Genomic DNA, 20,846 nt, shown 5'->3' on the forward strand with positions numbered 1-20,846 from the left:
CCGGGTCCGCGCCCGTGGTCGTGGTCCGTGTCGACGGTGCTCCGGAGTGTCTGGCTCCCGACCCGTACGCAGGTCGGTGACAGTGGCGGGACCGCCCCGGACTCGCACCGGGTTCCTCCGGGTCCACCGCGTGATGCTTTTCTCGCCGCCGGCCGGCGCCGAGGACCACGACTCTACGATGAGCCCGTGTCCGCCCTCGCCACCCCGTCCCCCCGGCCGCCCGAGGACCGCTGTCCCGGTGCGCTGCGGGCGCATCAGGCGGCCGACGGCCTGCTGGTGCGGGTACGGCTGCCCGGCGGTCAACTGCGCCCCGGCCAACTGCGGGTCCTCGCCGACCTCGCCCGGGTCGAGTCCGACGGCGCGCTGGAGCTGACCTCCCGGGCGAACCTCCAACTCCGCCGCCTCGCCGACGACGCCTCGGTACGCCGGGTCGCCGACCGGGTCGCCGAGGCCGGGCTGCTGCCCACCGCCACCCACGAACGGGTACGCAATCTGCTGGCCTCCCCGCTGAGCGGGCGGGACCGGGCCGGGCGGCTCGACGTACGCCCGATGGTGCGGGACCTCGACGCGGCGCTGCGTGGCGCCGCCGACCTGGCGTCGCTCAGCGGGCGGTTCCTGTTCGCCCTCGACGACGGCCGGCACGACGTCGCCACCCTCGGTGCGGACCTCTGCTGGACCGGCGGCTCGCAGGTTCTGTGGCTGGCCGGCACCGACACCGGGTTGCGGGCCGGCCCGGACGACGCCGTCGCGCTGCTGATCGCGGCCGCCCGCGCCTTCCTGCGGCTACGCGGCGACCGCCGGGACCTGTGGCGGCTGGCGGACCTGCCGGACGGGCCGGCCCGGGTGACGGCCGCGCTCGACCGCCCCACCGCCGCTGTGAACGGTTCGGACCTCCTGCACCGGACGGCGCAGGACGGGGCACCGGCCGAGCGGGCCCCGGTCGGGACATCCGATGTCGGCACCGTGCCGGGTCGTCGTCCCGAGGCGGGGGCACCGGTGGTCGGCCTCCACCCGAACGGCGTGCTGGTGGCCGGGACCCGGTTCGGCCGGTTGACCGCCGACCAGGCAGACCTGCTGGCCGATCTCGCCGGCACGGACGAGATCGTCGTCACGCCGTGGCGCAGCCTGGTGCTCGACGCCGAGGGACCCGATATCGTCGGCCGGCTGGCCACGGCCGGCCTGCTGGTCGACCCGGACTCGCCCTGGCTCGGCGTGACCGCCTGCACCGGCCGGCCCGGCTGCGCCAGCGCGCTCGCCGACGTACGGCGGGACGTCACCGAGGCGCTGGCCGACGCCGGTACGGCGGGCGGGGCGGCCCTTCCGGTGCACGTGGTGGGTTGCGAGCGGGGCTGCGGCCGACCGGCCGGACCGGCCGTACTGGCGGTCGCCACCGGCACCGGGTACCGGATCGAGGCCGGCGGCACCAGTCGACCGGGCACCCCGGCGGCGGCCCTGGCCGCACGGGCAGGAAGGCAGAAGTGAGCTACGAGTACATCCGCGACGGTGCGGAGATCTACCGGCGGTCGTTCGCGACCATCCGGGCCGAGGCCGACCTCTCCGCGCTGCTGCCGGAGCTCGCGCCGGTGGTGGTCCGGATGATCCACGCCAGTGGCAGCGTCGACCTGGTCGACGACGTCGAGGCCGCGCCCGACCTGGTCCGCGCCGGTCGGGCCGCGCTGCGGGCCGGTGCGCCGATCCTCTGCGACGCGGTGATGGTGGCCGCCGGCATCACCCGGGCCCGGCTGCCCCGCGACAACGAGGTGCTCTGCACGCTGCGCGACCCGGAGGTGCCCGAGCTGGCCCGCCGGCTCGGCACCACCCGCAGCGCCGCCGCCCTCGAACTGTGGCGGGACCGGCTCGACGGTGCCGTGGTGGCGATCGGCAACGCCCCCACCGCGCTGTTCCGGCTGCTGGAGATGATCGACGAGGGCGCCGCCCGGCCGGCGGCGGTCGTCGGGGTACCGGTGGGTTTCATCGGGGCGGCCGAGTCGAAGCAGGCGCTGGCCGGGCACGGCGCCGGCATCCCGTACCTGGTGGTGCACGGCCGGCGCGGCGGCAGCGCCGTCACCGCCGCCGCCGTCAACGCGATCGCGAGCGAGGTCGAATGAGCGCGACCGAGTTGGCCGGCGGGTCGACCGGGACCGGTGGCCGGGTGGGGACGCTCCGTGGCGTCGGCGTTGGTCCGGGCGACCCCGAACTGGTGACGGTGAAGGCGGCCCGGGTGATCGGCGCCGCCGACGTGGTCGCCTACTACTCGGCCCGGCACGGCCGGAGCATCGCCCGGTCCATCGCCGCGCCCTACCTCCGGGACGGCCAGCTGACCGAGCCACTCGTCTACCCGGTCACCACCGAGACCACGGACCATCCGGGCGGCTACGAGGCGGCGATCACCGAGTTCTACGACGCCAGCGCCGAGCGGCTCGCCGCGCACCTGTCGGCCGGTCGGGACGTGGTGGTGATCTGTGCCGGCGACCCGATGTTCTACGGCTCCTACATGTACCTGCACGAGCGGCTCGCGCACCGGTTCCCCGCCGAGGTGGTGCCGGGAGTCACCTCGATCAGCGCCGCCACCGCCGTACTGGGCCGGCCGCTGGTGGAGCGGGACGAGGTGCTCACCGTACTGCCCGGGACGTTGCCGGCCGACGAGCTGACCCGCCGGCTGGCCGACACCGACGCCGCCGCCGTACTCAAGCTGGGGCGGACGTTTCCGCAGGTACGGGCGGCGTTCGCCGATGCTGGGCGGCTGGCCGACGCCTGGTACGTCGAGCGGGCCACCACGCCGACCGGCCGGGAGCTGCCGCTGGCCGAGGTCGACCCGGACGGGGTGCCGTACTTCTCCCTGGCCGTGCTGACCAGCCCGACCGGCGACGCCGTGGCGGCCGGTCTCGGCGCGGAACCCGGCGCGGCGGCGGAGCCCGGCCCGATGGCGTCGACCGGCCCGACGGCGCAGCCCGGGGGCGGGGCACCGGCCGGCGGGGTGACCGTGGTCGGCCTCGGTCCCGCCGGCACCCGCTGGCTCACCCCGGAGACCAGCCAGGCGCTGCGCGAGGCGGAGCACCTGGTCGGCTACGGCCCGTACGTCGACCGGGTGCCGCACCGCCCCGGACAGCACCGGCACACCTCCGGCAACCAGGTCGAGATCGACCGGGCCCGGCACGCCCTGGAACTCGCCCTGGCCGGCGCCCGGGTGGCCGTGGTCTCCTCCGGTGACCCGGGAGTCTTCGCGATGGCCACGGCGGTGCTGGAGGTCGCCACCACCGACGAGCGGTTCGGCGCCGTACCGGTACGGGTGCTGCCCGGGTTGACCGCGGCGCAGGCGGCGGCGAGCCGGATCGGTGCCCCGCTCGGCCACGACTTCGCGGTGCTCTCGCTCTCGGACCGGTTGAAGCCGTGGGCCGTGATCGAGCAGCGGCTGGCCGGTGCGGCCGCCGCCGACCTGGTGCTGGCGCTCTACAACCCGGCCTCGGCCAGCCGGCGGTGGCAGGTCGAGGCGGCCCGGAAGGTCCTGCTGCGGCACCGGAGCGCCGACACGCCGGTGGTGATCGCCCGGGACGTGGGCCGGCCGGGGGAGCGGATCACCGTGGTACCGCTGGCCGAACTCGATCCGTCCGATGTGGACATGCGCTGCCTGCTGATCGTCGGCTCCTCCACCACCCGGACCGACCGGCGGGCGGACGGTTCGACCGTGGTCTGGACACCGCGGACCTACCCCGGCTGAGCACCGCCGGCCCGGCCAGGCTCCCGGCCCGCTCCGGGCCGGCTAGCCTGCCGGCAGCGCCCGCTCCAGCCAGGCCAGCGCGGTGGCCACCTCGCCGACCGTCGCCGGCAGGGCGACCGGCGCCGGCCGGTCCACCAGCACCACCGGCAGCCCCAGCTCGCGGGCGGCGGCCAGCTTCGCCATCGTGTACGTCCCGCCGCTGTCCTTGCTGACCAGCACGTCGATCCGGTGCGCGGTCAGCAGTTCCCGCTCCGTCGCCACCTGATAGGGCCCCCGGTCGCGGAGCAGGGTGACGTTGCCCGGCAACGGGACCGTCGGTTCGTCGACCACCCGGACCAGCAGCCAGGTGCCGGTCAGGTGCAGGAAGGCGCCGAGTCCCTGCCGGCCGGTGGTGACGAAGGCCCGGCGGCCCAGCCGGGGCAGCAGCTCGGCGGCGGCGGCGAGATCCGGTACCCGGTGCCACCGGTCCCCGGGGCCTTCCGTCCAACCCGGACGCTCCAGCCGCAGGTACGGCACCCCGGTCGCCTCGGCCGCCTGCACCGCCGACGACCTCATCCGGGCCGCGTACGGGTGCGTGGCGTCGACGAGTACGTCGATCCGGTGCTCTGTCAGCCAGCGGGCGAGTCCGGCCGGTCCACCGAACCCGCCGATCCGCACCTCGCCGACCGGCAGCCGGGGATCGGCGACCCGCCCGGCCAGCGAGGAGACCACCACGGTGTCGGGGCGGCCGGCCAGCGCGGCGGCCAGTTCGCGCGCCTCGGCGGTGCCGCCGAGCAGCAGCACCCGGGTCGTCACGGGCGCGACGGTATCGGCCGACCCTGGCCGGCACAACCGGACGGTGCTCCGGCGGTGACCTCCGACACCCGGAGCGGGCGGTACGCCGTACCGGCCGACCGTGGGCGGGCCGCCGCACCGGTGCCCCGGTTGACCGGCGGGTACCACCCGGTTACGGTCGACTGGCCATCTGCGGCGGTACGAGGGAAGCCGGTGAAAGTCCGGCGCGGTCGCGCCACTGTGAGCGGTCCCGACCCGGTCGGGGTCCCGCGAGCCAGGACGCTCGGTCGTCGCAGCCTGTCGACGGGGACGCGTCATCCCCGAGGAGGTTCTACGCGCATGTCCAGCCCTGTTCCGGCCCGTCCGCTCTCCCACCCGGTCGTCTCCGTCCGGCTACTGTGGACCGCCCTTGCCGTCGTCGCGCTGCTCGCCCTGCTGGTCTACCTGGTCGCCTTCGACCAGGGGGCCGTCTCACGCAGCGGCACGTACCTGCACGAGCTGATGCACGACGGTCGGCACCTGCTCGGCGTCCCCTGCCACTGATCGACTCGACGCCGTGCCGACGTTCCTGTCCGTACTGCTGCGTGGCCTGCTCGCAGGCCTGGTCGCCGGTCTGGTCGCCGGGACCTTCGCCTATTTCGTCGGCGAGCCGCGGATCGACGCCGCGATCGCGATCGAGGAAGCGGCGACCCACGGCACACCCGGGGTCGAGGCCGACCACCACGCCGAGGAACTGGTCGGCCGGGACGGTCAGCGCGCCGGGCTCTTCCTCGCCACCGGACTGTTCGGTGCCGCGATGGGCGGCCTGCTTGCCATCGGGTACGTCCTGCTGCGCCGTCGACTGCACAGCACCGACGACGGCCGGGCGGCACTGCTGCTGGCCGGCGCGGCACTGCTCGGGGCGGTCGTCGTGCCGTTCGGCAAGTATCCGGCGAACCCTCCGGCGGTCGGCAACCCGGACACCATCGACCAGCGGACCGGCAGTTACCTGCTGCTGGTGGTGCTCGGCCTGGTGGCCGTCTGGGCCGGTGCGCTCGCCCACCGTTCGGTCGCCCCGCACACCCCGTACGCGCTGCGGGCAGCGGCGGCGGTCGGCGGCTTCCTGCTGGTAACCGTGGTCGCCTACATCGTGCTGCCGTCGTACCCGGAGGTGCCGGACGGCTTCCCGGCGACCCTGTTGTGGGAGTTCCGGCTCGCCTCGCTGGGTACCCAGGTGGTGCTCTGGACCGGGATCGGCCTGCTCTTCGCCGTGCTGCTCGGCTGGCGGGGCCGGGAGCGGCGGCGGCCTGTCGATGGTGGGCCGGGGCAGTCCGCCGGGACGCCGGACGGTGCCGGGGTCCCGGCCGGACGGTGAGCCCGACCAGTCTGCACCTGGTGGCCCACGCGCACACCGCCGCCCTGCGCCGGACGGTCTTCGGCGGCGGCGACGAGAGCCTGGATCGCGCCGGTCTGGCGGCGGCCCGCGCCCTGGCCCACACCGGGTCGGGTCGGCGCGGGCCGTTCGGCCGGGTCGACGCCTGTCTCAGCACTCCGGCCGAGGCGGGCCGGCAGACCGGGTACGCGCTGGGCCTGCGGCCGACCGCCGTGCCCGAGCTGGCCGACTGCGACTACGGGCGGTGGACCGGGCTGTCCCTGGCCGAGGTCGCCGCCCGGGAGCCCGACGCGCTGCGGGACTGGCTCGATGTCACCGGGGCGGCCCCGCACGGCGGCGAGTCCGTCGAGGCGCTGCTCGACCGGGTCGGCCGCTGGCTGGCCGGAGAGCGCGACCGGGGTGGCCGGATCGTCGCCGTCACCCATCCGGTGGTGGTCCGGGCCGCGCTGGTCCGGGCACTGGGGCTGCCGGTCGCCACCTTCTGGCGGCTTGAGGTGGCGCCGCTGGCGGTGGTGCGGCTGACCGGGCGCGGCCCGGGGTGGCAGCTCCGGCTCACCGCGCCCGGCGTCGGGCCCGACGGTGCCGAGCCGGAGTAACCGGCGGGCCGACCCGGTTGCCCGGGTATACTTGACGCGTCAACGAGACGGGGGAGGGTCGTGCGGACACAGCGGGGTCTGATCCGTCGGCACGCTCCCGCCGTCGCCGCCGTGCCGGTGACGCGGCCGGAGCGCCCCCGTCGGGTGCCGGCGGCTCTCGCCGCGAGGACTTCCCGATCATGAACGGTTCGGCGCTGCCCCGGATCGCCGTACTCGGTGCCGGACACGTCGGCCCGGTGATCGCCCGGGTCGCGCTCGCGGCCGGCCATCGGGTGACGATCGCCGCCTCCGGTGACCCCGAGAGGATCGCCCTGATCACCCAGATCCTGGTGCCGGGCGTCGAGCCACGGTGGGCCGCCGACGCCGTACGCGACGCCGACCTCGTGGTACTGGCGATCCCGCTGCACCGGTTTCCGGACTTCGACCCGGGACTCGTCGCCGGCAAGCTGGTCGTGGACACGATGAACTACTGGCCGCCGACCGACGGCGTACAGGAGATGTTCGAAGACCCCCGGTACGGCAGCAGCGAGATCGTGGCCCGGCGGCTCGACCGCTCGACGGTGGTGAAGACGTTCAACCACGCCGGCTACCACCAGATCGAGGAGGAGCGCCGACCGGCGGGGGACCCGGACCGGCGCGCGCTCGGGGTCGCCGGCGACGACAGGGCGGCGACGAACCTGGTGGCCGGGGTCGTCGAGCGGATCGGCTACGACGCCGTACGGCTGGAGAGCCTCGCCGCCGGGCGGCTGCTCGAACCCGGCGGCCCCGTCTTCGGCGCCTCGCTGCGCCGCCCCGAGTTCGAACTGGCCGTCCGGGGCGTACTGCGGTAGGTCGCCCCCGCCGGGACTACGGGGCGTGCTCCGGCGACCGGCCGGTGTCGTCGGGAACCGCGATGGTCACCCGGTCGAGCCGGTCCCGGTCGCCGATCACGTCGACGGCGCAGATCCGCCCCGCCTCGACGGTCAGCCGCAGCACGGCGCTGAGCCGACCGCGCGGAGCGATCACGATCCCCGGGCTGCCGTCGACCCAGGCGGTACCACCGAGCCGGGCCCGCGCGGCGAAGTGCCGGGTCTCCTCCGCCACCGCCCGCGCCCCGCGCAGTTCGGTCGGCATCCCGGCGGGCAGCAGCACCGGATCGGCCCTGCGCACGACATCGGGTGCCAGCAGGTCGAGCAGGGTGTCCAGATCGCCGCCCCGGGACGCGGCGAGGAAGGCCGCCACGAGCGGGAGGTGCCGGGCGGCGAGCCGGCGCTGTCTGGGAGCCGGCCCGCGCACTCGCTCCCGCGCCCGGCTCGCCAGCTTCTTCGCTGTCGCCGGGGAGCGGTCCAGCACCCGGCCGACCTCCTCGAACGGTACCGAGAAGAGGTCGTGCAGCACGAAGGCGACCCGCTGCGCCGGTGAGAGCCGGTCCAGTACCACCAGCAGCGCCAGCCCCACCGACTCGGCGAGCAGCACCTCCTCCTCCGCGGTCCGTTCCGGGGCGGTCAGCGGGGTCGCGCCCGGTGCCGGGAACTCCGGGTCGGGGAGGGCGACCTCGGCCCGGCGGCTCCGGGCCCGCAGCATGTCCAGGCACTCCCGGGCGGTGACGGTGGTCAGCCAGCCGCTCAGGTTGCGTACCTCGCGCAGGTCGGCCTGGTCGGCCTTCAGCCAGGCCCGCTGTACGGCGTCCTCCGCGTCGGGCAGCGAACCGAGCAGGCGGTAGGCGACCGCCCGCAGGTGCTGCCGGTCGCGGGCGAACCGGTCGGCGAGGAATTCGTCGGGGCTCACGGGTCACCTTCTCCAGGCATCAGACGTCATGGGGGTGACCAGCCCGAGACGACCGTGTCCGTGAGAGCCGAGGGGAGCGACCCCGTGAGACTACCGATGGTGCCCCGCGCCAGCCGCCCGGCCCTGCCCGTCCACCGGCAGCCCGCAGGTGCGCCGTGCTGACCGCGTACGTCGTGGTGGCCCTGCTGACCATCGTGGCCTGTGCCTGGAGTGCCGCCGTCGACCTGGCCCGGACGGAGTTCGTGCTCGCCAACTCCGCCCGGGTGGGTGTGCCGCCGTCCTGGCTGCCGCCGCTCGCCGCGCTCAAGGCCGCCGGGGCGGCCGGGCTGCTGCTCGGCCTGCTCGGGGTGCCGGCGGTCGGGCTCGCCGCGGCGACCGGCCTGGTGCTGTTCTTCGTCGGGGCGGTGACCGTGCACCTGCGGGCCCGGGTCTTCGGCACCGTTGGTTACGCCGGCAGCTTCCTGGCGCTCGCCCTCGCCTGCCTGGTGCTGGAGATCGCGGTGTCCGGCTGAAACGCCGCCGTTCGGGGCGGGTGCGACCTTGACAAGCCGGCCCGGGATCCAGAATTCTCAGTGGGTTGTATCGTTTCAGCCCGGTCGCGTTCGTCCCACCGGCAGGATCGGGTCGGACCCACATTGGAGACCCATGAGATCTCGAACCAGGGGCGGCCGGAGATTCGCCTCGCTGTCGCGGGCGGCCGTCGCGGCCCTCTCGGTGACCGTGTTGCTGGTCGGCAGTCCGGCGGCGGTCTCCGCCGGCCAGGGCGGCGGCGGACACGGCGCCGGACCCCACCTCGAACGCCTCGACCGCGGGCTCGTCGCGGTCGCCACCCCCGACGGGGTGTTCCTCAGCTGGCGACTCCTCGGCGCCGAGGCGACCGGCCGGAGCCGTACCGGCCTGACCGGGGCCGACTTCGCCGTCTACCGGGACGGGCGGCGGATCGGCACCGTCACCGACAGCACCAACTATCTCGACCGGGCCGGCACCGGCACCGCCGCCTACCAGGTCGCGGCGGTGGTCCGGGGCCGGACGGGCGCCCGGAGCGCGGCCGTGACCCCGTGGGCCGAGGGCCACCGGGACCTGCCGCTGCGCAAGCCGGCCGACGGGGTGACCCCGACCGGTGAGGCGTACACCTACTCGGCGTCCGACCTGAGCGTCGGCGACGTCGACGGCGACGGGCAGTACGAGTACGTGGTCAAGTGGGATCCGTCGAACTCCAAGGACGTCTCCCAGGTCGGCTACACCGGCGAGGTCTACCTCGACACCTACGAACTCGACGGCACCCTGCTGCACCGCGTCTCGCTCGGGGTCAACATCCGGGCCGGGGCGCACTACACGCAGTTCCTGGTCTACGACTTCGACGGCGACAACCGGGCCGAGATGATGCTCAAGACGGCCCCCGGCACCAAGGTCACCCGGTACGACCGGCAGGGCCGGATCGTCTCGGAGCGGTACGTCACGATGCCCCGCGAGGACGTCCGGGCCGGGTACGCGCACACCGACGACTACCGGCTGACCCCGGAGAAGTACCGGCAGAAGCTCGTCGACCTCTTCCTCGGCTGGCACCGGCACCCCGAGGTGGTCGCCGGGCGGTGGCCGGCCACCCTGGAGCAGGCCTTCGGACTCGCCCCGACCTACACCTACCCGCTCTCCCGGCCGGACGCCGAGGCGCTGGTCGACCACTTCCTCGACGTCTACGCCCCGGCGCGCAGCGCCCGCAACGCGCTGCGGGCGTTCCAGGGCTTCATCGTGGACGGGCCGGAATACCTGACCGTCTTCGACGGGGGGACCGGCCGCGAGCTGCAGACCATCCACTACAAGCCCGGCCGGCACGACGACGGGCTGATGTGGGGCGACTACGCGATGAGCCGGATCGAGCCGGGCAACCGGGTGGACCGGTTCCTCGCCGGAGTGGCCTACCTGGACGGCCGGCACCCGTCGGCGGTCTTCGCCCGGGGCTACTACACCCGGGCCACGCTGGTCGCCTACCGCTGGGACGGCCGGCGGCTGCGCGAGGGCTGGTACGTCGACAGCGGCTGGGTACCGATGAGCAACCCGTTCAACGACGGCCCGCACGGCCGGGAGGGCACCGACCCGGAGTACGGCACCCTGACCACCCAGGGCGCGCACTCGCTCAGCGTCGCCGACGTGGACGCCGACGGCAAGCAGGAGATCGTCTACGGCGGCGCCACCATCGACCACGACGGCAGCCTGCTCTACAGCTCCTACGGCATCCTGCCCCCGGGCAGCGCCAACCCGGGTGCCCGGGCCAAGGTCGGGCACGGCGACGCCCTGCACGTCACCGACATCGACCCGGCCCGTCCCGGGCTGGAGATCTTCATGGTGCACGAGGGCGCGACCGGTGCGCCGTACGGCTACGCGCTGCGGGACGCCCGTACCGGTGAGGTGATATACGGCGGTTACACCGGCGTGGACACCGGACGTGGCATGGTCGGCGACGTCGTACCCGCCGAGCCGGGCCTGGAGACCTGGGCGACCGTGGTCGGCGGCCAGCCGGACGGGCCCGGTCTGCGTACCGCCGACGGCGACCTGCTCGGCACCGTCATCCCGGGCACCAACCAGAGCATCCGATGGGCGGCCGACATGACCACCCAGATCGTCAACGGTGCCCAGGAGGTGACCCCGACCATCGACGACTGGCAGCGGGGCCGGCTGCTCACCGCCGAGGGAACCCGGACCAACAACGGGACGAAGGGCAACCCGGGCCTGGTCGCCGACGTCCTCGGGGACTGGCGTGAGGAGCTGCTCGTCCGCACGGTGGACAGTTCGGCGATCCGGATCTACCTGAGCACCGAGCTGACCGACCGCAAGCTCTACACGCTGATGCACGATCCGCAGTACCGGGTCGAAGTGGCCCGGCAGCAGACGACGTACAACCAGCCGTCGTATCCGAGCTTCTATCTGGGCTCGGACATCGACTGGTCCCGGGTGCCGCTGCCCGGCCGCTGACCGGCGGCGGGACCACCGCGCGACGCCGGACGGACCCGGCGCTCCACCCGGAGTGCCGGGTCCGTCGGCGTCCGGGGACTTTCCGGCGTACCGGCGGGGCCGGGAACCGGGCGGCGGGGACGCGGCTCGTCCTCGGTGGAGGTGGTCAACGATGCGCACCCGTCGCATGCTCGCCGCCGTCGCCGCGACCCTGGTCGCGCTGGCCGGCACCCTACTGCTCGCCCCGACGCCCGCTCAGGCCGGCAACTGGGCGGCCACCCTGCTGGACCCGCTGCCGGAGCGGCTGGAACCGGGCCGGGGCTACACGATCGGGCTCTGGGTGCTCCAGCACGGTTTCCACCCCTACGAGGGTGATCTCGGCCGGGTGGCGTTGCGGCTGGAGGACGGAAAGGGCGCCTCACTGTCGTTCCCGGCTACGGCACTGCCGGAGCCGGCGCACTACGCGGCGGCCGTCGCGGTACCGCACGCCGGTGCCTGGACGGTGACCGCCGTACAGGGCCGGTTCACCGACTACCGGATCGGCACCCTCACCGTGCCCGGCGGGCTGGCGCTGCTCGGCGTGCCGGCGCCGCTCCAGGCGGCCGAGACCGAGAAGTACTGGCCCGGCGCGATCCGGCCGCCGACGGTCCCGGTCGACCCGGACCGGAACCCGTTCGAGGTGGCGGCCGCCCCGGCACCGGTCGACGACCGGAGTGCCGCGGCCGGGCCGGCCGGCTCGGAAGCGGCGCCGGATCAGGCGACGAGCACGTCCCGGCGGGCGTTGCTGGTCGCCGGCACGCTGCTGGTCGTGGCGCTCGCCGGGCTCGGACTCGTCGCCGGATACCGGTGGCGGCGGCCCCGCCGTGCCGACCGACCCAGCACCGTCTGAGCGGATCCGGACGATCCCGCGCCCGCTCCGGGTCCGGGTGCGTCCGGTGCGACGGACGGTCGGCCCCCGCGCGGCTCAGTCCGGGTCGGGGAGCAGGCCCTGCTCGCGCAGTTGCTGGCAGTGCAGCTCCGGCGGCGGCTCCGGATCCCAGTCGGAGGGTCGGGGACCCTCCGGGCCGTCCGGGCCGACCCGGACGAACCGCTCGACCCGGGTCACCCGGCAGCGGACGCCCCGGATCTCGAACTCGTCCGTACGGGGTGCCTCGAACTCCTCCAGCGCCCGGGTGTACGCGGCCCGGATCTCCTCCAGCGACGCGTCCTCGTGCGGGACGATGTCGCTGAACCGGAAGGCGGCCGAGTCGCGGGCGGCCTGCGGTGTCGGGTACGTGCTGAACGACCGGGGTTGCCAGCTCCCGCGCACGTACTCGCCGATGGTGAAGCCGACCGGCAGCAGCACCACGTTCGGGTGGGTGACCAGCGCCCGGCGGGAGTCGGCCCGGACGTCGTCGGGGACGATGCCGGCCTTGTAGAACGCGGGGACCATCTCTATCCGCAGTAGCCCGTCGGAGAGCCCGGTGCTCGCGGTCGGGTCGATGACGAAGCCCTCCTCCTGGGACCGGACGCCGCGCGTCTTGCCCGGCGGGTACGGGTCCGGGTCGGTGGGTCGGGGCGGTTCGGGCCCGTCCGGCCCCATCCGGATGAACGGCTGGGCGCGGATGATCCGGTAACGCCGCCCGTGCACGGTGAGATCGTCGACCACCTCCCAGTCGAGCAGCCGGATCGCCTCCCGGTACTCGCGGCGTCGCGTCGCGTGTCCGGCGGTCTCCGGCGTCTCGCTGAGCAGCCGGCGGAAGTGCGAGCCGAGCCCGTCCCGGCTGCCCTGCGGCTGGTCGCCGCCGAGGCTGAGGATCCGCCACCGGCCGGCCACCTCCTCGGCGTACCCGAAGACCGGTGCTCCCCACATCAGCTTCGGATAGGCGAGCGACCGGCGCCGGGCGTCGTCCTCGGAGACCGCCGATACCGGATCGTTCCGTTGGGTGATCCGGATCAGCAGATGATCCGGCACCTGCCTACCGTGATGAGTCATGCACGCAGTGTGCCCCGGTCGTACCTGATCCGCAGCCCACCGCGCTCGTACCGTTCTGGTACAGATGCCGGCGGCGCCGGGTGGGAGCGCGACCCGTCGACACGGCGGGCGGAGGGCCAGCCGAGCGGACCTTCGCCGTACCCGCGACCGTCCACCAAGGTTGTCCTAGGATGCTTTACGGGGAGTGCGACACGCCATCCTGCTGGCTCGGCCACCTGCCCGAGCCGGGGACATCCCTTCGGGGCGAACACCGATGTGGACACATCGACCGGCTTCCTAGGGTGGGGCCAGGTGGTCGGAGGGGGAGGAGACCAACGTGTCCAGAAAGCTCGGTCGAGGCACTCGGCGCCTGACGGTCGCGGTGTTGGTGACCGCGATGCTCGGCGTCGCCGTCGCGCCACCGGCGTCCGCGTCCGTATCCGTCAACAGTGGACGGTGGTTGCGGGTCGGCGTGACCGACCTGCACGCCCTCGGCATCGCCGGGGTGCAAGGGCTGGCCCGGGACGGCGTACGCGACAGCTATGCCCGGGCCGGAACGGCAGACCTGGCCACGGGTGCGCCGGTACCCCGGGACGGGTATTTCCGGATCGGCAGCAACACCAAGACCTTCGCCGCGGTGATAGTGCTGCAACTGGTCGGCGAGGGTCGGCTCCGGCTCGACGACACCGTCGACCGCTGGCTGCCCGGCGTGGTGGCGGGCAACGGCAACGACGGCCGGCGGATCACCGTCCGGCAGCTCCTCCAGCACACCAGCGGCCTCTACAACTACACCCGGGATCTGCCCGGACTCGCCTCCGCCGAGGGGTACGCCCGGCACCGGTTCGACCACCACGAGCCCGAGGAACTGGTCGCGCTGGCCATGGCGCACCCGCCGATGTTCGCCCCCGGCACAAGCTGGGACTACTCGAACACCAACTACATCCTCGCCGGGATGCTGATCGAGCGGGTGACCGGCCGGAGCTGGGCGGCCGAACTGCGGGACCGCATCCTGCGGCCGCTGCGGCTGACCGAGACCTCCACGCCGGGGGACCGGGTGCACCTGCCGGGGCCGCACGCCAGGGGTTACCAGCAGTGGGAGCCGGGCGGGCCGCTGGACGACACCACCCTGTTCAACACCACCATGGCCTACACGGCCGGTGACCTGGTCAGCACCCCATCCGACCTGGTCCGATTCTGGCAGGCCCTGCAACAGGGCCGGCTGCTCGCCCCGGCCCAGCTGGCCGAGATGCGCCGCACCGTGCTCGCCGAAACCGTCCAGGACTACCTGCCGGGCGCCCGTTACGGGCTCGGCATCATGTGGAGTCCGAACGCCTGCGGCGGCTACTGGAGCCACGGCGGCGACGTGCCCGGGATGAGCACGATCAACGGCGTCACCACGGATGGCCGGCGGGCGATCGTGCTCTCCCTGACCACCCAGTTGGCCGGGGACGAGGCCGCAACGGCGGTGCTGCGCCGCGCGGACGGGATCGTGGCGGAGGCGCTCTGCGGCAGCGCCGGGTAGCCGCGCCGCGATCGCGCCGGTAGCCGGCGTACCCCACCCGCCCCGTGACCGCCGGTCGCGGGGCGGGTGGCTGTGTGTCGGGCCGGTGGCCTTTCCCGGTACCGGCATCGATCGGGGTGGAAGCGTTGACGCGCCGGTAGCACGCCGGTAACCTTTGGCCAACCTCCTGCAAGAACAGAACAGATAGCTGCTCTGTTTAACACTGACAGGCGGAACTTTCATACAGGCCGCTCCTCCTGCTGGTGGTCCGGCAGCACTTCACCCCCACCTCCACCGCGCTGACCCGGCAAACCGATCCGGCCGCCACCGACCCCGACGCGGCCGGACCGCCGCCCACCCCCGCCGCCGCGACCGTGGCCCCCGCCACCCGTGGCACCGTCCCTCAGCGAAAAGGACAGTGATGAGACGCTCCGATCTGGTCCCGGCGACGGCGACGACGGTCGCCGCCGCCGTGATCGCCACCCTCGCGTTGTGGGTGCCCGCCGCGCACGCGGCCGGCCCGGCGCAGCTCACCCACCAACCGACCGTCGCGGCCGACCCAGTGGCCCGGCCGAACCCGGCCGCCGCCCCGGCCGAGGGGAACCTCGCGCAGGGCCGCCCCACCCAGGAAAGCGGCCACGCCGATGTCTACGACTCGTCCCGGGCCGTCGACGGCAACCAGGGCAGCTACTGGGAGAGCGTCAACAACGCCTTCCCGGAGTGGCTCCAGGTCGACCTCGGCTCGGCCGTCCCGGTCGACCGGGTCGTACTGAAGCTGCCGACCGCCGGCTGGGGCACCCGTACCCAGACGCTGAGCGTGCAGGGAAGTACCAACGGCTCGTCCTTCGGCGACCTGGCCGCGTCCCGGGCGTACACCTTCAACCCGGCGGTCGACGGCAATTCCGTGACGATCACCTTCGGGCAGACCAGCACCCGCTACGTCCGGATCACCATCACCGCGAACAGCGGCTGGCCGGCCGGGCAGATCTCCGAGCTGGAGGTCTACGGCCCGGACGGCGGCGGCACCGACACCACCCCGCCGGGCGTGCCCGGCACGCTCTCCTACACCCAGTCCGGTACGACGATCGCGCTGAGCTGGGGTGCCGCCACCGACAACCCCGGCGGCAGCGGCCTGGCCGGCTACAACGTCTACCGCAACGGCGCACAGGTCGCCTCGCTCGGCAACGTGACCAGCTTCAACGACACCCAGCCGACCGACACCACCGTCTCGTACTTCGTCCGGGCCCGCGACGTGGCCGGCAACCTCTCCGGCAACAGCAACACCGTCACCCGGACCGGCAGCCAACCGCCCGGCTGCGTCAACGTGGCCCGGGGCAGGCCGGCCACCGCCAGCGGCTCCACCTTCACCTTCGTGCCGGCGAACGCCGTCGACGGGTCGCTCGGCACGTACTGGGAGGGGGCGCCCGGATATCCGCAGCACCTGACGGTGGCGCTCGGCGCCAACCACGCGATCACGGCGGTGCGGGTGAAGCTGAACCCGGATCCCGCCTGGGGCACCCGTACCCAGAACTTCCAGGTGCTCGGCCGGGACCAGGCGGCGACGACCTACACCAGCCTGGTGCCGGCGGCGAACCACCAGTTCGTGGCGGGCAGCAACGCGGTGGTGATCCCGGTCAGCGCGACCACGGCGGACGTGCAGCTCCGGTTCAACTCCAACACCGGTGCCCCGTCCGGCCAGGTCGCCGAGCTGGAGGTCTGCGGCACCCCCGCGCCCAACCCGGACCTGGTGGTCACCTCGACCGGTTGGACGCCGGCCGCGCCGAGCGAGACCACCCCGGTCACCCTCTCGGCCACGGTCCGCAACAACGGCTCGGCGGCGGCCGCCGCGACCACGGTCAACATCAGCCTCGGCGGCACGGTCGCCGGCAGCGCCCCGGTGCCCGCGCTGGCCGCCGGTGCCTCGACGACCGTCACGGTGAACGCCGGCACCCGGCCGATGGGCAGCTACCCGGTCGTCGCGGTGGTCGACCCGACCAACACGATCGTCGAGCAGAACGACGCCAACAACAGCTTCACCGCGCCGTCGCCGCTGGTCGTGGGCCAGGCACCCGGCCCGGACCTCCAGGTGACCGGCATCGCCTCGAACCCGCCGAACCCGGCGGTCGGGGCCGCGGTGACCTTCACGGTGTCGGTGCAGAACAGGGGTACCGCCGCGACCGGCGCGACCACGGTCACCCGGGTCACGGTCGGCGGCACCACGCTGAACACCAACACCCCGTCGATCGCGGCGGGTGCGACCAGCACCGTGGCGATCAGCGGAAGCTGGACCGCCACCAGTGGCGGGGCCACCATCACCGCCACCGCCGACGCGACCGGTGTGGTCGCGGAGACGAACGAGGGCAACAACGTACGCACCCAGTCGATCGTCGTCGGGCGCGGTGCGGCGGTGCCGTACGTGTCGTACGAGGCGGAGGCCGGTCGCTACCAGGGCACCCTGCTGGAGGCCGACCCGCTGCGTACCTTCGGGCACACCAACTTCGGCACCGAGTCCTCGGGGCGCAGGTCGGTCCGGCTGAACAGCACCGGCCAGTTCGTCGAGTTCACCTCGACCAACGCGGCGAACTCGATCGTGGTGCGCAACTCCATCCCGGACGCGCCGGGCGGCGGCGGCATCGAGGCCACCATCAGCCTGTACGTCAACGACACCTTCCTGCGGAAGCTGACCCTCTCCTCCCGGCACAGCTGGCTGTACGGCAACACCGACGACCCGGAGGGGTTGTCGAACAGCCCGGGTGGCGACGCGCGGCGGCTCTTCGACGAGGCGAACGCGCTGCTGGCCCAGTCGTACCCGGCCGGCACCCGGTTCCGGCTCCAGCGGGACGCGGGCGACACGGCCGCGTTCTACATCATCGACCTGGTCGACCTGGAGCAGGTTGCCCCGGCGGCGAGCCAGCCGGCCGGCTGCACGTCGATCACGCAGTACGGCGCGGTGCCGAACGACGGTCTCGACGACACCGCCGCGATCCAGCGGGCGGTCACCGACGACCAGAACGGTGTGATCGGCTGTGTCTGGATCCCGCCGGGCCAGTGGCGCCAGGAGCAGAAGATCCTCACCGACGACCCGCTGAACCGGGGCCAGTGGAACCAGGTCGGGATCAGCAACGTCACCATCCGGGGTGCCGGGATGTGGCACTCGCAGCTCTACACGCTGACCGAACCGCACCTGGTGGTCGGCGGGATCAACCACCCGCACGAAGGCAACTTCGGCTTCGACATCGACGCCAACACCCAGATCTCGGACATCGCCATCTTCGGCTCGGGCCGGATCCGGGGCGGGCCGGGCGGTGCCGAGGGTGGCGTCGGGCTCAACGGCCGGTTCGGTGTCGGCACCCGGATCAGCAACGTCTGGATCGAGCACGCCAACGTCGGCGTCTGGGTGGGCCGGGACTACGAGAACATCCCGGCGCTCTGGGGTCCCGGTGACGGGCTGGAGTTCACCGGGATGCGGATCCGCAACACGTACGCCGACGGGATCAACTTCACCAACGGCACCCGGAACTCGCGGGTCTTCAACTCGTCGTTCCGGAACACCGGTGACGACGCCCTGGCGGTCTGGGCCAGCCGCTACGTCCGGGACACCTCGGTCGACATCGGCCACTCCAACGCCTTCGTCAACAACACGATCCAGCTGCCGTGGCGGGCCAACGGCATCGCCGTCTACGGCGGGTACGGCAACCGGATCGAGAACAACCTGATCTACGACACGATGAACTACCCCGGGATCATGCTCGCCACCGACCACGACCCGCTGCCGTTCTCCGGGCAGACGCTGATCGCGAACAACGGGCTCTACCGCACCGGCGGCGCCTTCTGGGGCGAGCAGCAGAAGTTCGGAGCGATCACGCTCTTCCCGGCGACCCGGGACATCGTCGGGGTCACCATCCGGGACACCGAGATCGTCGACTCGACGTACGACGGCATCCAGTTCAAGACCGGTGGCGGCAACATGCCGGGCGTCGTGATCAGCAACGTCCGGATCGACCGGTCCAACAACGGCGCCGGCATCCTGGCGATGAACGGGGCGCGCGGCAGCGCGACGCTGTCGAACGTGACCATCACCAACTCGGCCACCGGCAACATCGTGGTCGAGCCGGGGTCGAGTTTCACCATCACCGGTGGGCAGCCGGCCCTCCGGCAACCGCGCAAACCGGCCGTCGACTGAACCTGCGCCGAGGTATCGGCTCCGGGCCTGACCGGCCACGGGCGTACCTCCCGGGCACCGGGAGCCGCCCGTGGCCGGTCGGCGCATCTCCTCCGGCCGGCGGCGGGGCGGTGTCCGCGCCCCGGGCCGGTCGGCGGAGCCGTAACCTGGGCGGGTGATCCGCACCCTGGCCGTGCAGAACTACCGGTCGCTGCGCAGCCTGGTCGTGGAGTTGGGCCGGCTGACGGTGGTGACCGGGGCGAACGGCACCGGCAAGTCGAGCCTCTACCGGGCGTTGCGGCTGCTGGCCGATTCGGCCCGCAACGGGGCGGTCGCGGCGCTGGCCCGGGAGGGCGGGTTGCCGTCGACGCTCTGGGCGGGGCCGGAGACGATCGGCCGGGCGGTCCGGGCCGGTGAGCATCCGGTGCAGGGTACGGTCCGGCGCGGCCCGGTCAGCCTGCGCCTCGGCTTCGCCGGGGACGATTTCGGCTACGCCGTCGACTTCGGGCTGCCTCCGCCGTCGCAGAACTCGGCCTTCACCCGGGATCCGGAGGTCAAGCGGGAGGCGGTCTGGTCCGGGCCGCTGCTGCGCCCGTCGACGCTGCTCGCCGAACGCGCCGGGACCGCGCTGCGGCTCCGCGACGGCGGCTCGTGGCTGGCGGTGCCGGACGCGGTGCACCCGTTCGACAGCATGCTCAGCGAGTACACCGATCCGCAGCGCGCTCCGGAGCTGCTCACCGTACGCGAGCGGATTCGCTCCTGGCGCTTCTACGACCATCTGCGTACCGACGTGGCCGCACCGGCCCGGCAGCCGCAGGTCGGTACCCGGACCCCGGTGCTCGGCCCGGACGGCGCCGACCTGGCCGCCGCGTTGCAGACGATCCGGGAGACCGGTGACGCCTCGGCGCTGGCGTCCGCCGTGGACACGGCGTTTCCCGGCACCGAGCTGGCGATCGGGGTCGAGTCCGGGCGGTTCGAGGTGCGGCTGCACCAGCCGGGCCTGCTGCGCCCGCTCGGCGGTGCGGAACTCTCCGACGGCACGCTGCGGTACCTGCTCTGGGTCGCCGCGCTGCTCAGTCCGCGACCTCCGGCGCTGCTGGTACTCAACGAGCCGGAGACGAGCCTGCATCCGGAGCTGCTGCGGCCGCTGGCCGGGCTGATCCTGGCGGGCTCGGCACGTACCCAGGTGGTGGTGGTCAGCCACTCCCGGGCGTTGACCGGCGCGCTGGAGCACGACGCGGCCGAACTGAGCACGATCGAGCTGGTGAAGGAGTTCGGCGAGACCCGGGTGGCCGGGCGGGGGCGTCTGGACGAACCGGCATGGCAGTGGCCGAAGCGCTAGGCAGCGGGCGTTTTCCCGCAGGGGTGGGGAGGTGACGACGTGTCGAGGCGCGGCACCGCGAGCTATGCCGGGGTGACCGGGCTGCCGCCGATCGTGTCGGCGGCGGTGGCGCTCGCCGAGGAGCTGGGGTTCGGGTGCTCGTGCCGGCTGGAACAGGGGCGGTTGCTCTCCGCGCTGGCGGCCGGCGCGACCACCGTCATCGGCGAGACCGGTACGGGCTGCGGCGTCGGGTTGGCCTGGCTGGTCGCCGGCCGGCGGCCCGGGGTCCGGGTGGTCAGCGTCGAGCGGGATGCCGAGCGGGCCGAACGCGTGGCCGGGCTCTTCGCCGACGTCCCGGAGGTCGAGGTGGTCTCCGGTGACTGGACCCGCATCGAGGCGTACGGCCCGTTCGACCTGCTGGTCCTCGACGGTGGTGGCAACGGCAAGCAGGGTGTGGCGGCGGATCCCGAGCGGCTGCTCCGGCCGGCCGGGTCGGTGGTGGTCGACGACTTCACGCCGCTGACCGGGTGGCCGCCGATGCTCGGTCCCGCGCCGGACGCGGCCCGGCTGGGCTGGCTCGACCATCCGGCGCTGCTCGCCACCGAGGTCCGGCTGGCGCCGGATCTCTCGACGGTGATCGGCACCCGCCGCCCCTGACCGGCCTCCGCCGACCGGCTGTGTGGGGGGCCGGCGCCATCCGGTCCGGGCACGCCGACCCTGGCGCGACCACTA

The 20,846-nt window shown here is 73.8% G+C and carries 17 protein-coding genes and 2 riboswitches; of the genes, 14 read left to right on the top strand and 3 right to left on the bottom strand.

What is annotated here, in order from left to right; translation table 11 throughout:
• Positions 1-44 precede the first annotated feature (44 nt).
• Positions 45-118: riboswitch (cobalamin riboswitch) on the bottom strand.
• Between the two features lie 68 nt (positions 119-186).
• Genes V1634_RS17730 through V1634_RS17740 form a run of 3 tightly spaced genes read left to right on the top strand, consistent with a single transcriptional unit; the run spans position 187 to position 3,718 of the window.
• The gene (locus tag V1634_RS17730; RefSeq protein WP_331208949.1) at positions 187-1,482 is read left to right on the top strand and encodes a precorrin-3B synthase; all 1,296 of its coding nucleotides are present in this window, start codon (positions 187-189) and stop codon (positions 1,480-1,482) included.
• A complete protein-coding gene (locus tag V1634_RS17735; protein ID WP_331208950.1) occupies positions 1,479-2,108 on the top strand; it encodes a precorrin-8X methylmutase in 630 nt (209 codons plus the stop codon). Before V1634_RS17730 ends, V1634_RS17735 begins: the two co-directional genes overlap by 4 nt.
• Complete coding sequence (locus V1634_RS17740; RefSeq protein WP_331208951.1) at positions 2,105-3,718, top strand: precorrin-2 C(20)-methyltransferase; 1,614 nt, start codon at positions 2,105-2,107, stop codon at positions 3,716-3,718. Before V1634_RS17735 ends, V1634_RS17740 begins: the two co-directional genes overlap by 4 nt.
• 42 nt (positions 3,719-3,760) lie before the next feature.
• On the opposite strand, the gene V1634_RS17745 is transcribed toward V1634_RS17740, so the two are convergent.
• On the bottom strand, positions 3,761-4,513 hold the full coding sequence (locus V1634_RS17745) for a cobalt-precorrin-6A reductase (protein WP_331208952.1): 753 nt from the start codon (positions 4,511-4,513) through the stop codon (positions 3,761-3,763).
• Positions 4,514-4,654: 141 nt separating this feature from the next.
• A riboswitch (cobalamin riboswitch) is annotated at positions 4,655-4,797 on the top strand.
• Positions 4,798-4,831: 34 nt separating this feature from the next.
• Here V1634_RS17745 and V1634_RS17750 point away from each other — a divergent pair.
• The 4 genes from V1634_RS17750 to V1634_RS17765 all read left to right on the top strand — a co-directional run bounded on the left by V1634_RS17750 (position 4,832) and on the right by V1634_RS17765 (position 7,290).
• Entirely contained in the window at positions 4,832-5,035 is a 204-nt protein-coding gene (locus V1634_RS17750) for a CbtB domain-containing protein (RefSeq protein WP_331208953.1), read from the top strand.
• Between the two features lie 13 nt (positions 5,036-5,048).
• Positions 5,049-5,846, top strand: a complete 798-nt coding sequence (locus tag V1634_RS17755) for a CbtA family protein (RefSeq protein WP_331208954.1) — start codon at positions 5,049-5,051, stop codon at positions 5,844-5,846.
• Complete coding sequence (locus tag V1634_RS17760) at positions 5,843-6,460, top strand: histidine phosphatase family protein (RefSeq protein WP_331208955.1); 618 nt, start codon at positions 5,843-5,845, stop codon at positions 6,458-6,460. The genes V1634_RS17755 and V1634_RS17760 overlap by 4 nt, the downstream gene beginning before the upstream one ends.
• A 179-nt stretch (positions 6,461-6,639) precedes the next feature.
• Positions 6,640-7,290, top strand: a complete 651-nt coding sequence (locus V1634_RS17765; protein WP_331208956.1) for an NADPH-dependent F420 reductase — start codon at positions 6,640-6,642, stop codon at positions 7,288-7,290.
• 16 nt (positions 7,291-7,306) lie between these two features.
• Here V1634_RS17765 and V1634_RS17770 read toward each other — a convergent pair whose 3' ends face one another.
• Positions 7,307-8,227: a sigma-70 family RNA polymerase sigma factor gene (locus V1634_RS17770; RefSeq protein ID WP_331208957.1), complete on the bottom strand. Its 921-nt coding sequence runs from the start codon at positions 8,225-8,227 to the stop codon at positions 7,307-7,309.
• Positions 8,228-8,382: 155 nt separating this feature from the next.
• Between V1634_RS17770 and V1634_RS17775 the strand changes: the two genes are divergently transcribed.
• From V1634_RS17775 to V1634_RS17785, 3 genes are all read left to right on the top strand, one after another.
• Entirely contained in the window at positions 8,383-8,739 is a 357-nt protein-coding gene (locus V1634_RS17775) for a DoxX family protein (protein WP_331208958.1), read from the top strand.
• A 133-nt stretch (positions 8,740-8,872) separates the two neighbouring features.
• Positions 8,873-11,197 (top strand): rhamnogalacturonan lyase, encoded by a 2,325-nt coding sequence (locus tag V1634_RS17780; protein WP_331208959.1) that lies wholly within the window; start codon positions 8,873-8,875, stop codon positions 11,195-11,197.
• Positions 11,198-11,348: 151 nt separating this feature from the next.
• On the top strand, positions 11,349-12,065 hold the full coding sequence (locus V1634_RS17785; protein WP_331208960.1) for a hypothetical protein: 717 nt from the start codon (positions 11,349-11,351) through the stop codon (positions 12,063-12,065).
• Positions 12,066-12,140: 75 nt separating this feature from the next.
• Here V1634_RS17785 and V1634_RS17790 read toward each other — a convergent pair whose 3' ends face one another.
• Positions 12,141-13,130 (bottom strand): DUF5954 family protein, encoded by a 990-nt coding sequence (locus V1634_RS17790; RefSeq protein ID WP_331208961.1) that lies wholly within the window; start codon positions 13,128-13,130, stop codon positions 12,141-12,143.
• 337 nt (positions 13,131-13,467) lie between these two features.
• On the opposite strand from V1634_RS17790, the gene V1634_RS17795 reads away from it, so the two are divergent.
• The 4 genes from V1634_RS17795 to V1634_RS17810 all read left to right on the top strand — a co-directional run bounded on the left by V1634_RS17795 (position 13,468) and on the right by V1634_RS17810 (position 20,771).
• A complete protein-coding gene (locus tag V1634_RS17795) occupies positions 13,468-14,652 on the top strand; it encodes a serine hydrolase domain-containing protein (RefSeq protein ID WP_331208962.1) in 1,185 nt (394 codons plus the stop codon).
• Between the two features lie 400 nt (positions 14,653-15,052).
• Entirely contained in the window at positions 15,053-18,814 is a 3,762-nt protein-coding gene (locus V1634_RS17800; protein ID WP_331208964.1) for a CARDB domain-containing protein, read from the top strand.
• Positions 18,815-18,968: 154 nt separating this feature from the next.
• On the top strand, positions 18,969-20,135 hold the full coding sequence (locus tag V1634_RS17805; RefSeq protein WP_331208965.1) for an AAA family ATPase: 1,167 nt from the start codon (positions 18,969-18,971) through the stop codon (positions 20,133-20,135).
• A gap of 39 nt (positions 20,136-20,174) precedes the next feature.
• Entirely contained in the window at positions 20,175-20,771 is a 597-nt protein-coding gene (locus V1634_RS17810) for an O-methyltransferase (protein WP_331208967.1), read from the top strand.
• The last annotated feature ends 75 nt before the right edge of the window (positions 20,772-20,846 follow it).

The sequence above is a fragment of the Plantactinospora veratri genome (assembly GCF_036421995.1).
Lineage (GTDB): Bacteria > Actinomycetota > Actinomycetes > Mycobacteriales > Micromonosporaceae > Plantactinospora > Plantactinospora veratri.

Coding starts and splice junctions, on each gene's coding strand:
- V1634_RS17740 (WP_331208951.1), top strand. CDS start 2,105: ATGAGCGCGACCGAGTTGGCCGGCGGGTCGACCGGGACCGGTGGCCGG.
- V1634_RS17750 (WP_331208953.1), top strand. CDS start 4,832: ATGTCCAGCCCTGTTCCGGCCCGTCCGCTCTCCCACCCGGTCGTCTCC.
- V1634_RS17765 (WP_331208956.1), top strand. CDS start 6,640: ATGAACGGTTCGGCGCTGCCCCGGATCGCCGTACTCGGTGCCGGACAC.
- V1634_RS17780 (WP_331208959.1), top strand. CDS start 8,873: ATGAGATCTCGAACCAGGGGCGGCCGGAGATTCGCCTCGCTGTCGCGG.
- V1634_RS17785 (WP_331208960.1), top strand. CDS start 11,349: ATGCGCACCCGTCGCATGCTCGCCGCCGTCGCCGCGACCCTGGTCGCG.
- V1634_RS17800 (WP_331208964.1), top strand. CDS start 15,053: ATGAGACGCTCCGATCTGGTCCCGGCGACGGCGACGACGGTCGCCGCC.